The following is a 15,783-nucleotide window of genomic DNA, read 5'->3' on the forward strand; positions in this document are numbered from 1 at the left end:
TCATATTGTTAAATCATTTTCTTCTTTAAAAGTAACTGCTTTATCAAAAACCTTTGCTAATATAAATATAAATGCTGATGCAAATAAGAATATGAAAACTTCCATATCTGTATGAATCCCCATATTATCAACATATATAAACTTAAATTCTTTAAGTTTAGAATTTATAAATAAATTTAAAAAATAACATAATGATATAATTAATGATGCTAATGAAATTCTTTTGAAAGCTGCTGCATTTGATCTAACAAATGGATCTCCTTTTATTAAAGTTTTTATTATACCTCTAAGTTGAAAGACTATATAAAATAAACTACTTATTCCTATCACTAATAGTGCTATTATTAATCCCTTATTTATAATAGAATCTTGTATTCCTCCTTTATAAAAAATTGTATAAAACAAAATAATTGTAAGGATTATTCCAAATAAAATACTAATATTAAGAACTATTGATAATATCTTAGATAAAAATTTCTCTTCTTTTAATTCCACTTTAATCTCTCCTTCCTCAATTAAATATATATTATCATTTCAAAATTTATTTATCAAGAGTTTCTTATTGAAAAACAATATTTTTTTATTCTTTATTAATGAAACATTTCATTATAATACTTTTATTCAATTATTTTACATAAAAATTTCGAAGAATTATTATTAATTATGTATATAAGAAAAATTTAATTAATGGGGAGCTAGATTGAATAAAAGTTAGAATATAAAAAGAGGTGCTTGATACACCCCTTTTTATATTTTAACTTTTATCTTACTAATTTTTTAACTAATGCCCCTATTCCAATTCCCATCATAAGTACGCCCAATAACATTTCTATATTGCTAAGCATATAGGACATAGGAGCTGGCTGTGCTTCGTTAAGTCCTACTCCTGCAAACATTCCAGTACTTAAATTTAAGGATTCGTTATAGTCTTTTAAAAACTCTGTTAATGTAGGTTTATTTCCTAAGCTATATCTTATTATTTCTTCATCTACTTTAATTCCAAATATTAAGTATAAAATTGAAAATACAAATATTATAAATAACGAAAAATATGCAGCATATGAAGGTCTTTCACCATATCCACATGATACTAAGCTAATAAATGAACCTATTTTAGGTAATGGCTTTAAAGTCTTCATCTGTGTTTTTTTACATAGATAATAATACTCACCAAAGTTATTATTTAAAGTATTTTCTTTAAATTTATTTGCTATAGTTTCATATACAGTATAAATTCCTTCATATTCATCTCTTGTTTTCTTTTTTGGTCGTATCTTGTCTATAAAAGATTTTTCATCTAATTTACTTTTATATTTATCTCTAAACTCTAAATCCTCTATATATGAATCTACTATTTTGGCTCCTGATAGATCGACATCTATAATTATTATCATTTTTAAATCTGAATAGAAAATCATAACACCTGTCATATCACTTAATTCAAAATTAGTATCATTTAAATCACATTTGTTAAACACTAAATGGCTTAAGTTGCAACTTAAGAATTTTGCATATATTTTACATTGATTAAACTCACATGAAAAATTATCTTCTTTATTAAGATTTGGTATTACATCACTTTCCTCTTTGATAAAAATACATTCTTCAAAAACTGCCCCTCCACCAATAAAATCACAATTAATAAATTGACATCCAATAAATCTACAGGATTTAAATTTTATATTAGAAAATCTACAATTAATAAATTTAGAACACACTATATCAGTATTACTTATTTCTTCAAATTCATCTTCCGATTTTGGATGTCCACCACCAAAAACTGATTCATTAAAATCCTTATAACTGTACTTTTCATTTGGAACATATTCTTTTGGTAAGTTTTTGTTTAATCTAATTTCATTAAACAATTTTTCATTATTTTTAATTCTTTTTTCTAGTTGTATATTTGAAACATTTACTTCTTCTTTAAAGTTAATATAAGACATAATATAAACTCCTTCTAGTTGCTATTATTACTTATATTATTATTCCTAATTATATTTTAATTAAACATATATATATATTATAAATTCCATGCTTCTTTTAATTGGATTATAGCTTCTTTTATTTCCTCACAAGTTAAACTTGCGTATCCTAAAAAAACTGTAGCCGTATCAACTTTAACATTAAAATACGACCTTGATAAACCTAAAATATTAATTCCCTTTTCTTCTGCTCTTTTTATTAATTCTTCTTCATTCATACCATTATTAACTCTTAATAGTAAATGTAGCCCAGAGTTTGTTCCTATTATTTCTGTTCCTAATAAATATCTTTTTATTGATGCTACTAAAAACTCTCTTTTTTTCTTATATATATTTCTCATTTTATTTAAATGTCTTTCAAAATGCCCTTCTTCTATAAACCTATATAATGCTTGTTGATTTATTCTAGAAACTGTGCAAGCATAAAAACTAAAATTTTCTCTATATATTTTTATTAACTCATCTGGCAATACCATATACCCTATTCTAATAGAAGGAGCAAAGGATTTTGAAAAAGTACCTAAATATATAACTTTTCCGTCTGTATCTAAACTTTGAAGTGCAGGAATTGGTTTTCCTTCAAACCTAAACTCACTATCATAATCATCTTCTATAATATATCTATTTTCTTTTCCTTTAGCCCAAGCTAATACTTGCATCCTTCTACTTATAGGCATAATAACCCCTGTTGGAAACTGATGAGAAGGCGTTATATGAACTATATCAGCTTTACTATTACATAGTTCTTCTACATTAATTCCTTGATTATCTATTTTTATAGCTTTAGCATCTATATTATGACTATTTAATATTTTTCTTATTTTATAATATCCTGGTTCTTCCATTCCATATATTTTGCTATTTCCTAAAATATTTATTAAAAGTTGTACTAAATATTCAGTTCCAGCCCCAATAACTATATTATCTGCAGTTGAATTAACTCCTCTAGAAAATCTCAAATAATTAGAAATAACTTCTCGTAAGTTTCTATCTCCTTGAGAATGACCTATTTGTAATAAATTTCTGTTTTCTTCATTAATAATATCCTTATTTATTTTTCTCCATATCGTATAAGGAAAGCTTTCTAAATCTACTCTACTTGAAAAAAATTCATACTTATATTTTTTTCTAAATGTACTTTTGTTATCTTTTCTTTTAATATTATTATTTATATTAATAACTCCTTGCAATTCTGATACATAATAACCCTTCTTTGGAATAGATATGATATACCCTTCTGCAATAAGCTGCTCATAGGCTGATTCTATTGTATTTTGACTAATTTCTAAATGCTTAGATAACTTTCTTTTTGAAGGTAGCTTACTTTTAGATTCTATATTCCCATTTTGTATTTCGTTTTTTATAAAATTATATAATTGTATATATAAAGGAACACTATTATTGTTATCTAAAGCTATAGTTAAAATATCCATTTTCATTCTCCATCTGATACTATTAATTATACAAAAACTGATACTTACCAAAGAATCAGTCTGTGATATAATAATATCAACAGTATTGCTAATAAGTCAAATAATAGTGAGGAGTTTTAGATATGAATTTATTACATCCAATTTGGGCAGAAATTAATTTAAATAATTTTATATATAATATAGAGCAAATAAAAAATAAATCACATGGTAGTGAAATAATTGGAGTTGTTAAAGCTAATGCCTATGGTCATGGAGCTGTAGAAATATCTAAAGTTTTAATTAATAATGGTATTAAAAGGCTTGCTGTTGCAAATATAGTTGAAGCTATAGAGCTTAGAGAAAATGATATAAAATCTCCTATAATGCTACTTGGAATTAGCGAAAATTATGCTATAGACGCTTTACTTGAATATGATGTAGAACCAACTGTATCATCCTATGAATTTGCTATAAACCTTAATAATAAAGCAAAAGCCTTAAACAAAATAATACCTATACACATAGCCATAGATTCTGGAATGGGTAGAATTGGTTTTAGAAAAAATGATGCTAGTATAAATGATATACTAAATATTTCTAATTTAAGCAATTTAAAAATTGAAAGTATTTTTTCTCATTTCTCTACTGCTGATTCTAAAGATAAAAGTTATTCATTAAATCAAATTGAAATTTATAACTCATTCTTAGATAAGTTATTTGAAAATGGTGTTAATATTAATAAGAAAAATTTATCTAATAGCGCAGCAATAATTGATTTACCTCAAAGTCATTATGATTGTGTAAGACCTGGAATAATTCAATATGGTTACTACCCTTCAAATGATGTAGATAAAGAACACTTTAATATAAAGCCTGTTTTAACATGGAAAACAAAAATTATTCATATTAAAGAAGTTGAGGAAAATGAATATATAGGATATGGTCAGGCTTTTAAAACTAAAAGAAAAACTACAGTTGCAACTTTGCCTGTTGGTTATGCTGATGGATATTCAAGAGATCTTTCTAATAAAGGAAAAGTTATTATAAATGGAAAACTTGCTCCTATTATAGGAAATGTTTGCATGGATCAATTTATGGTGGATATAACTGATATAGAAAATGTTTCTCTTGGAGATGAAGTTATATTATTAGGATCAGATGGTGATGTTAAGTTTGATGCTGAGGATATGGCAAGTTTATTAAATACAATTAGCTATGAAGTTCTTTGTCTTATAGGAAGAAGAGCTCCAAGAATATATATTAAAGATTATAAAACACTAGGAATCAGATACTTGATGTAAAAAATAAGCATATACAATTTTGTATATGCTTATTCTTTTATTTTATTTTTCGTATAATTATTTTTAATTATTATTTCTTTAATAACTAACTATAGATATTTCTTTCCTTTAAAATATATTATTTCTGAAATTATAATCACTAATGTAAGTCCCATAGAAATATAAAAACCATTATTATTATATAGCAATGGCATATTTGAAAAATTCATTCCAAATATTCCTGACACTACTGTTAGTGGTAAAGTTGATACTGTTATTACAGTTAATAATTGCATAGTTTTATTCATCTTATTTGATAATTCTGAGTTATATATATCTATACAAGAATATATAGAGCTTTGAATATTATCAACTAAGCTTAATGTATTATTTAAAACTAATAAAACTTTATCATAAAGATCTAATCCACTAAACTCATCATCTAAATAAGTTATCATAGATTTGTAATATAAAGTAAATCTTTTTATTAATGAAACTATTCGTTTCATTTCTAGTATTTCTTTATTATCTACATTTCCTTTATAAACTGCTTCTTCAAATAAATTATCTATTCTCTCTTCTATACTTAATAATTCTTCTGTATATGCATATGAAAAATATTGAAATAAAAATAAGCAAAGCATATTCTTGTCGACCTTTTTATGTAAAGATATTTTTTCATTTAAAAACTCTATTAAGGTATCATCTTCATAATTTACTATAAACTCATCATTTTCTATAACTGCATCTATTAAAACCTTATTTCCTTCCACTATAAATGGTATTTTTAAAAATATCATATCCTTACTTTTTATTATTATATCTTTATGAATATTTGTTAAAACTTCTTCACTTATTCTTTTAAAATTATTTGAATTATATAAATAACCAACTACATCCTCTGATTTTTCATTTATATCTATATTTTCTTTTATATTTCCATTTCTATAAATTGCTGTTGCCATAATATCATCCTAACTAAATTATTTATCTATATTATAATTCTGATAAATTAAACATACAACAACTGAATTTTAATTATAAAATTTCCTCTAAATTAATTATTAATGAATCCAAGTTCAATAATAAATCTTTATTTAAACTACTTGAAGCTTTTAAAATATTATTTATATCTTCTTCAAAGTTCATTGGTATTTTAGTACAGGAATTTTTTATAATACTCACTAGTCTCTTCTCACCAGGATGAGGCATTTCATTAATAGCAAATATTATATCAAAATAACTTGCTAAAAATCCTGCTAATCTATGATTAACACTATTTAAATCTTCTCTACTTACTGCTTTACTTATTTGATTATAATAAGAAGAAATATTTTTCTTTAATAATGGATAATTCTTTTTAATAATATTTTCCTTAAGTATCTTAGGATAATTAATATTTGTCATATCCTTTAATTTATTCAATCTTCCTTCTCTATCAAAAATAATTTTTGCATTTTTTATATTATGCCAAAAACATGTTGTATATCCTGTTGAAGCATTATATTTTACTAAGATATTTTCTATTGTATCTTCTATCCAATCAATTTCAAAATAAGCTATATCAATAGGAGTATTTTTATCTCTTAATATAAATTCATCTCCTTGTCCCCAATAATCATTGCCCACTTCTTTGTAACCAGCATATTTACTAATTATTTTTTCTCTCACTTCCACTGAAATATCTGAATAAGTAAAGATATCTATATCCACATCTGACAGTTTATCATCCCTTTTTGAAGTTGATGAACCTGCGAAACTTATTCCAGCTACCTCATCTATACTTTTAAAATCATTTATTATTTCTTGTAAAATTAAATCTAATTCTTTTCCCATAAGTCTTTCCCCCTTTATTCCTTATTAAATTTTACTCCTTATATAAATATAAATAAATTGGCAAAGTATCCAAAAAATAGGCCTTTTATATGTAGATTTAATTAAATGTCTCTATTATAGGAAAATGTCTAACAGAACCAATTAAATAAGATCATATAATTAAAATAAATTACATGATCCTATAAAAAACTATATCAATTTTACATTATAAGTCTCTAACCAGTTATTTACTTGTATTAAATAAGCAATCATTTGTGGTCCAGTCATTAATTGTCCATACCAAGGGGTCTTATATGACTCTCCCTTTGTATTAACTATTTCTCTTACTTTATTTTCATCTATTATATTTAATATTGGAGATGACTTATCATTTAAAACTTTAGTCATTATATTACAAACCATATCTGTATATATAGGATTATGTGTCTTTGGATATGGACTCTTTTTTCTATATATTATATTATCAGGTAATATTCCTTCTAATGATTTTCTTAATAGTCCCTTCTCTCTTCCATCTAATAGCTTTATATTTGATGGTATATTAAATGCATACTCTACTAATCTATAATCAGCAAATGGCACTCTAACTTCTAAACTATTTGCCATACTCATTCTATCTTTTCTGTTTAATAAATTAACCATAAACCATCTTAAATTTAAGTAAAATAATTCTCTCATTCTATGCTCTAGTTTATTTTCTCCACTTAAATGAGGAACTTCTTTTAAAGTATCTGAATAAGCTTGATTTGCAACTTCTTCTATCTTTAAATCTTTAAGCTGTGGACTTAATATTGCTTTTCTTTCACCTATAAATCTAGACCAAGGAAATGTATTAGCATTTATCATATCTTCATTAGTAAACCATGGATATCCAGCAAATAACTCATCTGCACATTCTCCAGATAGAGCTATAACAAAGTCTTTTTTTACTTCTCTACAAAATAAATATAAAGAGGAGTCTACATCTCCCATCCCTGGTAAATCTCTTCCTAAAACTGCATTATTTAATGAATTTACTAAATCCCTATGATTTAATACAACATTTTTATGATTGCTACCTATATATTCTGCCATAATTTCTGCAAAGTGTTGATCAGAAGTTGGTTGAAATAATGATGATTTAAAGTACTTTTCATTATCCTCATAATCTATTGAATAAGTAGTCAAAATTTTATTTTTCTTTCTATATTCCTCTGCTGCAATAGCTGATATAGCTGATGAATCTAATCCTCCTGATAAAAATGTACATAATGGAACATCTCCAACTAATTGTCTTTTTATAGAATCAATAAGCAAATCTCTTACATGCTCTACCGCTTCCTCTTTACTTTCATTAAACTCTTCTGCTTTAAGTTCCCAATACATATCTTTAGTTATACCATCTTCCCTAACAAGTATATACTGAGCTGGTTTAACTTCCTCTATTCCTTTATATACTGTTGTTCCTGGAATAACTGCTGGTCCTAATGCAAATAATTCTGTTAATCCATCTTTATCTACTATTGGTTCTACATATGGATGTTTAAATAAAGCTTTTATTTCTGATCCGAATATAAATGTTCCATTTTTTATTGTATAAAATAATGGTTTAACTCCCATTGCATCTCTTGCTAGTACAACTCTCTTTTCCTTCTCATCATATATAGCAAATGCAAAAATACCATTAAATTTCTTAATACAATCCATTCCCCATCTAATATATGAAAGTAATAACACCTCAGTATCAGAATATGCCTCAAAAATAAATCCATCTTTGATAAGCTCTTTTCTTAAATCTTCAGTATTATATAATTCTCCATTATATACAATTACATATTCTTTACCATTAACAACCTTCTTCATAGGCTGTTTTCCACCTTCTGGATCAACTACAACTAATCTTCTATGTCCAAACATTACATTATTAGATATATAAGTTCCTTCTGCATTTGGTCCTCTATTAATTAGTGTATCAGTCATAGATTTTAATATTCCAATATTATCTTTAATGTTTTCCTTAAAATTCACAAATCCTGTTATTCCACACATAATCATCCTTCTTTCTGTATTTATCTATTATATATACTTATATGATTATATTTTGACAATAGTTCATTAAAAATACTTAAAAGCAATTAGAAAAATGAAATAGGTTATATTATAGTTCAATTTACGTAAAATTTTTTTAAAAACTATAGATTTCTGCATATTTAAACAGTAGATAGATATTTTTTATCTGATAAAACCCTTAATAAACCTAGTAAAATCAAGGATTTACAAGGGGCTAACGTTTCGTGAGGTCCTTTGAAAATAGAAAAATAATAATTTATAAAGAGAGGTTTATATTATTGAGAAACTAGAAATATTCAAAAATGACACTTTGAGAGAAAATTCATATAAATTTAAATAAAACAAAAACGGAGCCGTCGACCAACGATTTAAAAATCATTGGTCGACAGCTCCTTTAATACTAATTATTTTATTCTAAGATAAATTTTTCTATTACTTTTGCAACACCATCATTTTCATTGGTATCAGTAATATAATCAGCAATTTCTTTTATTTCATCGAAGGCATTACCCATTGCAACTCCAAGCCCTGCATATTCTATCATATGCAAATCATTCCCTGCATCACCTAAAGTTATTACTTCTTCTCTTTTTATTCCTAAATGTTTAGCTAATAATTCTACTCCTACACCTTTATTAGCGTCTTTATTTAAAAATTCTAAAAAGTATGGTGTACTTCTTACAACTGTGTACTTTTCATATACATCTTTAGGTAATTTTTCTATAGCTGGTCCTAATATTTCAGCTTCATCTATCATCATTATTTTTATCATAACTTCATCATCTGCTATAGGATCTATATCAATTTCATGAATATTTATATTATTAATTTGTGCCTCAACTTCTGTATATTTACTATTCTTAGGAGTAATCAAGCCCTTATTCTCCCAAAATGCATGAATATTTACACCTAATTCATCACTAAGCTTCTTTAAATAATGTAAATCGGCTCCTCTTAATGCAACCTTAGTTATTATTTCTTTACTTTTCGTCTTTTGAACTAAAGCTCCATTATAACTAAGTACGTAATCATTATCTGTAAACATTTCTAATTCTTCTAAATATCTCAAAACACCTTCTATTGGTCTTCCTGTAGCTAAAACTACTGTAACACCTTTTTCTCTTGCTCCTTGAATGGCTTTCTTAGTTCTTTCTGATATACTCTTATCTTCTCTAAGTAAAGTCCCATCCATATCTATTGCTACTAACTTATACATTCTTAATCCTCCGTTTATAATTAAAGCTAATTAGATTATAACATAACATTAATTATAAATGAATTTATTGTGTTAATGTATCAAATTAGTTACTCTATTTATCAAATTCTAAATAAGATCTTAAAATAGAATTAAATCCGTCTCTTTTTAATATGTCAAAAATTACTCCTATTACTTCATAACTTGAAGTAATTAAAGAATCCTTCCTTGTTTTTAGTAAAGTTTTTTCAGCATCATTAACTAGTATTTTCAAATCTGATTCATTTAACATTGTTCCTGAATCTCTTGCCGCATTTTCTATGCTGGTTTTTATCTTTTTAACATTAAATTCTTCTAGTCTTCCATCTTTTTTTATTATCTTCATAAAAAACCCTTCTTTCTATCTAGATTATTTTAACTTTATTTAAATCTTAAAAATTTATACTAGTTTGCTTATTAACATCTATATCTTTTATATCTATATTATTAAATTCCAGTAAAAATTCATCGAAATCCTTTAAATTCAAAGGTCTACTTATATAAAACCCTTGTATCCTATCGCAATTTATATTTTTAAGTAAATCTATTTGACTTTTCAGTTCTACTCCTTCACATACTATATCTAAATCTAAACTATGCGCTAAATTAATTAAAGTTTCTATAATAGAAAATGTTTTAGCATCTTTCTCTAAGCTAATTAATAAACTTCTATCTATTTTTATTGTATCTAATGGTAATGTTTTTATGTGATTAAATGAAGAATATCCAATTCCAAAATCATCTAAAGCTATCCTAAAACCTAGCTTTCTAAGTTTATTTAAGATATTAACTGTAAATTCAGTATCATCTATTATTTCATCCTCAGTAATTTCTAATTTTATAGATGTAGGGTTTACATTGGCTTCATTTACTATACTAATAATTTTATCTACAAAATCAGTTTTATTTAACAATCCATGGGAAATATTCACTGACATTTTGAAGTCTTTTTCTCCAAGGCTTATTATTTTATTGCAATATTTACAAGCTTCCTTTAATACAAATTCATCTATTCTTACTATATCTCCATTCTTCTTTGCTATAGGTATAAACTTAATAGGGGGAATTATACCACTTGGACTCATCCATCTAATCAAGGCTTCAGCACCTACTATTTTGTCTTTTTTCACATCATAAATAGGTTGATAATAAACTTCAAACTCATTATTATCTATTGCTAAGCTTAATCTACTCTCAAGGTTTAGCTTCTCTAACATTTCCTCTGAAAATATTTTGAATGTATTTCCGCCTTCTTCTTTACCCTCATACATAGATATATCTGCATATTTTAATAAAGTAAATACATCTTTTGCATGATTAGGATAATTGCTTATACCTATGCTTGCTTTTAAATTAAAACTATATCTACTAAATTGAAAAGGTTTATTTAAAAGGTCTAGTGTATTTCTAGCTAAATTTTCTATATTATTTATATCATTTTGTCCTTTTTTAACTATTATAAACTCATCTCCACCTAATCTTCCAACCTTTATATTATCTGAATATAATTCTGTTAATCTATCAGCAGCAATCCTTAAAACTTCATCTCCTGTATTATGACCTAAAGTATCATTTATGTTTTTAAAGTTATCCAAATCTATAAAATATATACTAAACTCTTCTTCTTGACTTACTAACCCCATTAAATATTCTAATAAATTATGTCTATTTAATAACTTTGTTAAAGTATCATAGTTCGCTAAATAAGTCATATCTTCAGCATACTTTTTTATTTCCGTTACATTATTTATTATTATAGAAAAATATCCCTTTTTAAGTGAGTATATCGATACTACTCCCCACTTATCATTTCCAATATTTATTTCTTTTGCAACACATTCAGATTTTGATTCTTTTATTCTTTTTAATATTTGCAATATCTGCATTTTATACCTAGAGAAGTTTTTATATACTTCTGAAAACTTATTATTTATAATTTCCTTTTTTGAAAGCCCTAAAAGCTCTACCCCTGCTAAGTTAACATCAACAATTATTCCATCTATATATTCCCCATCATCATCAACTATTGCTTTTAAATGGAAAAAGGAATTTGACATTGCATCTAATATATTTGTATAATTTTTTTCTTCTTGCTGCAAATAACTTTCTGTATGTATAAGTTTATTCATTACTGTATTCATTTCATTATAAAGTTTACTTATTTCATCTACTTCTAAGCTTTCATCATGTATATCTGTAGAGGTTATTAGCTTTTTTATGGATTTTTCTATTAATCCTAATCTTTTTATAATTTTTTCATTTATAAATATATAAACTCCTATATTAGCAAAAGATATCAAACTAATAATAGCGAAAAGTATTAACTTATAGTTTATAATAACCTGGTTTGAGTTATTTTTAAAATGATATGTTATGAATATAAACATCATGCTAATAATAATAGATATTGTTACCGTGGAATATAGTAAAAGTGTAGCTATTTTTTTTGAAAGCTTCAAATTGCTCACCATCCCCACATTTATAAAGATTTTCCTTATCATAATTATACATTCTTTTCAACATATCATTCAAGTAATTTAAATACCTATTTTAATTATTCTTTGCCTTGCTTATTTTAACTGATTTTCCTTTTAATTTTATCTCTTTATATTTCTTTAATATTAAATTTCCCTTTCCATTAAGAATATCAACAAATGAATGTCCATCTTGAACATCTATTATTCCTATGTCTTCTCCACTTAATTCATCTAAATTACTTAGAGCTCCAAGGATATCAATATTTCTAATTTTTTTCTTTTTCCCAGCCGTTATATGAATCTTAGTTACTTCATTATGAATATTCTTTTTAGATTTTATTTTGTTTCCATAATCATTTTTTTGATTTTCAAAGAACTCTTTTCTACCATTTATCGTTTCATCATAAGAAGGAAGTTTTGCTTCTTCTATTTTATAATTTATATATTCTTCTATTTCATCTAAAAATCTCTTTTCAGAATTTGAAACTAAAGATATTGCAAGACCTTTTTTTTCCCCTCTCCCACTTCTTCCTATTCTATGTACATAGCTCTCTTTTTCCATAGGAATATCATAATTAAAAACATTTGTTATATGGCTTATATGAATTCCCCTTGCTGCTATGTCAGTAGCAACTAAAACCTTAAACTCCTTATTTTTAAAGTCGTTCATAGTTGTTAGTCTTTCTTTTTGCTCCATATCTCCATGCAATTCTTTAACATTAATTTTTTCTTTTTTTAATAATGAGCTTAAGCTTCTTACTGAATCCTTAGTATTGCAAAATATTATTGCGGATTCATCAGTCCAAGAATAAAGGGTTTTTAATAAATATTTAAATTTATCTTCTTTTTCTACTCTCAGATATCTTTCAGATATTTTATCTCTATTAAACACCTTAGATTTTATATCAAGTACAGTTGGATTACTCATATAATTTAAATATAATTCTTCTATTTCCTTAGGTATCGTTGCTGAAAATAATGATGTATTTTTAGACTTTGGTAGCTTACTTAAAACCTCTGATATTTGATCTATGAATCCCATATTCAACATTTTATCTGCTTCATCTATTACCACAAACTCTATATTGTCTATATTCAGGTTTCCTCTTTCTATATGATCTATTACTCTTCCTGGAGTTCCACATACTATATGGACTCTCTGTTTAAGCTCTCTTATCTGTTCATTAAATGGTTGCTTACCAAATATAGCTGCACATCTTACTTTTTTTAATCTCCCTATATCAGATATATCTTCCTTTACTTGCATTGCAAGTTCTCTAGTTGGAACTAGTATTAATGCCTTAATTTTATTTTCCTCAACATTTGTTAATTCACATAATGGAATACCAAAACTTGCAGTTTTTCCACTACCAGTTTGTGATTTTACAACTAAATTTTTTCTATCTAATATATGTGGAATAACCTCTTCTTGAACCTCTGAAGGATTTTCAAAACCTAAGTTATTTAAAGCCTTAAGAATTTCTTTGCTTAAATTCATATTTTCAAATTTATTTATATTCATTAGTTTACCTCGTTTCTTCAAAATATCATCTACTAAAGCATGAAAACTTATATTATAGTAATATTATTTTACCCTATGACATTGTATTTAACAATTAACATTAAAAATAGAGATTGTATTTAAATACAATCTCTAAGTAATTTATTAAATATTTATATTTAATTCTCTTAAATCATTCTTTAAATTCTCTGGTGTACTGAATAATAAGGTGTTTATACCTACCTTTTCTGCTCCCTCTAGATTTATTTTAGTATCATCAATAAAAATTGATTCCTTTGCTATTAATTTATATCTACTTAAAATCAAATTATATATATCTTCTTCTGGTTTAATAATCTTTTCTTCAAAGGAAACTACTCCTCCATCAAAAAGATTAAAAAATTCATTTTTCATTTTCACATGATTAAAGGCTAAATCATGAAAATTAGATAAGTAAAATATATTGTACCCATTATTTTTTAAATCCTGCAAAATTTCTATAGTTTTATCAATTGGCTTTAATATATCATACCAATCCTTAAAGGCTAACTTTATATCATTACTATAATCTGTATTTCTTTTTATTATATTATTAATTGCCTCTTCTTCTTTAATTGTACCTCTATCCAACATAACCCATTCTTCACTCTGAAAAATTTCCTTATATAAATTTTCTAATTTCTCTTCTTGAATTTTTTCTTTAAGATATTCTTTGGGATTAAAGCTTAACAATACATTCCCAATATCAAATATTATATTTTTATACATAAATTCTCTGCTCCCCTGTATTATTTGTTAACATTTTTATATATTTAAAGTCAAGATATGAAAAATCCACATTATTAATGATAGTTTTTAAATAAATAAATTTCCAAAGTCATATCCTGCATATATGAAAACAGCGTTCCAAATTGCTATACCTATAGTTGAATATATAGAAAACTTTATTATATTCTAAAATATACTAATCTCTTAAATATTCTATTAGTAATTTTATTGTATTTTCTAATGCTTCATAATGAGTTCTTTCCATTCCATGTGATGCATGAACTCCTGGCCCTATAAGAGCTCCTCTTATATCATTGCCACCTCTTAATGCTGCTCCAACGTCAGATCCATACATAGGATAAATATCTACTGCATACTTTATATCATTATTCTTTGCTAGATCTATAAGCTTTGTTACCATATTATAATCATAAGGTCCACCTGAATCCTTAGCACAAATTGAAACATCATATTCTGTGCAACTTAAATCATCACCAATACATCCCATATCTACAGCTATCATTTCAGTTATATCTTTTGGAATATATGATGCTCCATGTCCAACTTCTTCATATGTAGATATAAATATTTTCGTTGTATAGTTAGGTATTATATTTTCTCTATTAAAAATTTCTAATAGCCCCATTAAAGCTGCTACACTACCTTTATCATCTATAAATCTTGATTTTACAAATCCACTTTCTGTTATAGTGGTCTTCGGATCAATAAATATAAAGTCCCCTGGACATATCCCAAGATTTTCAACATCCTTCTTTGAAAGTACTTTTTCATCAATCCTTACTTCCATATTTTCTGGATCACGCTTTTTTTCCTTACTATCAGGATAAACATGTGCTGCTGGGCTAGTGCTTAAAAAAGTCCCTGTATATATTTTTCCGTCCCTAGTTCTTATTTTACAATATTCACTATCTAAAGTTGCTGGAATTGGCCCTCCTAATAATGTGAACTTCAATGTTCCTGAATTAGTTATTGACCTAACCATTGCACCTAATGTATCAACATGGGCTGAAAGACCTATAACCTTTTCATCTTTTTCTCCTGGAATTGTTATTATTCCACACCCTTTGTTTGTAGTTTCAAACTTATAACCAAAATTAGTTGAGATTTCTTCTATTACTTTAATAATATCAAAGCAAAATCCTGTTGGACTATCAAATTCTAATATTCTTTTAGCAGTACTTAATACAAATTCTTTATTAACTTTATATTTCATTTTTTTC

Annotated in this window: 13 protein-coding genes; 1 reads left to right on the top strand and 12 read right to left on the bottom strand. The window is 25.6% G+C overall.

The window, feature by feature from the left end:
* The 3 genes from ACZJV1_RS15255 to pdxR form a co-directional block, all read right to left on the bottom strand.
* Complete coding sequence (locus ACZJV1_RS15255; protein ID WP_463650687.1) at nt 1–495, bottom strand: DUF2975 domain-containing protein; 495 nt, start codon at nt 493–495, stop codon at nt 1–3.
* Nucleotides 496–761: 266 nt separating this feature from the next.
* Nucleotides 762–1,946: a pentapeptide repeat-containing protein gene (locus tag ACZJV1_RS15260; protein WP_460286751.1), complete on the bottom strand. Its 1,185-nt coding sequence runs from the start codon at nt 1,944–1,946 to the stop codon at nt 762–764.
* A 77-nt stretch (nt 1,947–2,023) separates the two neighbouring features.
* A complete protein-coding gene (gene pdxR / locus ACZJV1_RS15265) occupies nt 2,024–3,418 on the bottom strand; it encodes a MocR-like pyridoxine biosynthesis transcription factor PdxR (protein ID WP_463650688.1) in 1,395 nt (464 codons plus the stop codon).
* A gap of 122 nt (nt 3,419–3,540) precedes the next feature.
* Between pdxR and alr the strand changes: the two genes are divergently transcribed.
* Complete coding sequence (gene alr / locus ACZJV1_RS15270) at nt 3,541–4,698, top strand: alanine racemase (RefSeq protein ID WP_463650689.1); 1,158 nt, start codon at nt 3,541–3,543, stop codon at nt 4,696–4,698.
* A gap of 89 nt (nt 4,699–4,787) precedes the next feature.
* Here alr and ACZJV1_RS15275 read toward each other — a convergent pair whose 3' ends face one another.
* From ACZJV1_RS15275 to ACZJV1_RS15315, 9 genes are all read right to left on the bottom strand, one after another.
* A complete protein-coding gene (locus ACZJV1_RS15275; RefSeq protein WP_463650690.1) occupies nt 4,788–5,642 on the bottom strand; it encodes a CorA family divalent cation transporter in 855 nt (284 codons plus the stop codon).
* 73 nt (nt 5,643–5,715) lie between these two features.
* Nucleotides 5,716–6,513 (bottom strand): DUF4037 domain-containing protein, encoded by a 798-nt coding sequence (locus ACZJV1_RS15280; RefSeq protein ID WP_463650691.1) that lies wholly within the window; start codon nt 6,511–6,513, stop codon nt 5,716–5,718.
* 189 nt (nt 6,514–6,702) lie between these two features.
* Nucleotides 6,703–8,541: an asparagine synthase (glutamine-hydrolyzing) gene (gene asnB / locus ACZJV1_RS15285; protein ID WP_463650692.1), complete on the bottom strand. Its 1,839-nt coding sequence runs from the start codon at nt 8,539–8,541 to the stop codon at nt 6,703–6,705.
* A 430-nt stretch (nt 8,542–8,971) separates the two neighbouring features.
* Nucleotides 8,972–9,778: a sugar-phosphatase gene (yidA, locus tag ACZJV1_RS15290; protein ID WP_463650693.1), complete on the bottom strand. Its 807-nt coding sequence runs from the start codon at nt 9,776–9,778 to the stop codon at nt 8,972–8,974.
* A 94-nt stretch (nt 9,779–9,872) separates the two neighbouring features.
* A complete protein-coding gene (locus ACZJV1_RS15295) occupies nt 9,873–10,142 on the bottom strand; it encodes an ATP cone domain-containing protein (protein ID WP_411168738.1) in 270 nt (89 codons plus the stop codon).
* A gap of 46 nt (nt 10,143–10,188) precedes the next feature.
* Entirely contained in the window at nt 10,189–12,255 is a 2,067-nt protein-coding gene (locus ACZJV1_RS15300; protein ID WP_463650694.1) for a putative bifunctional diguanylate cyclase/phosphodiesterase, read from the bottom strand.
* A 91-nt stretch (nt 12,256–12,346) separates the two neighbouring features.
* Nucleotides 12,347–13,795: a DEAD/DEAH box helicase gene (locus ACZJV1_RS15305; protein WP_460286743.1), complete on the bottom strand. Its 1,449-nt coding sequence runs from the start codon at nt 13,793–13,795 to the stop codon at nt 12,347–12,349.
* Between the two features lie 144 nt (nt 13,796–13,939).
* Nucleotides 13,940–14,542, bottom strand: coding sequence for an HAD family hydrolase (locus ACZJV1_RS15310; protein ID WP_460286742.1), 603 nt, complete (start codon nt 14,540–14,542; stop codon nt 13,940–13,942).
* Between the two features lie 196 nt (nt 14,543–14,738).
* A complete protein-coding gene (locus tag ACZJV1_RS15315; protein WP_460286741.1) occupies nt 14,739–15,776 on the bottom strand; it encodes a M42 family metallopeptidase in 1,038 nt (345 codons plus the stop codon).
* Between the last annotated feature and the right edge of the window lie 7 nt (nt 15,777–15,783).

Source organism: Clostridium sp. LS3 (assembly GCF_055330225.1).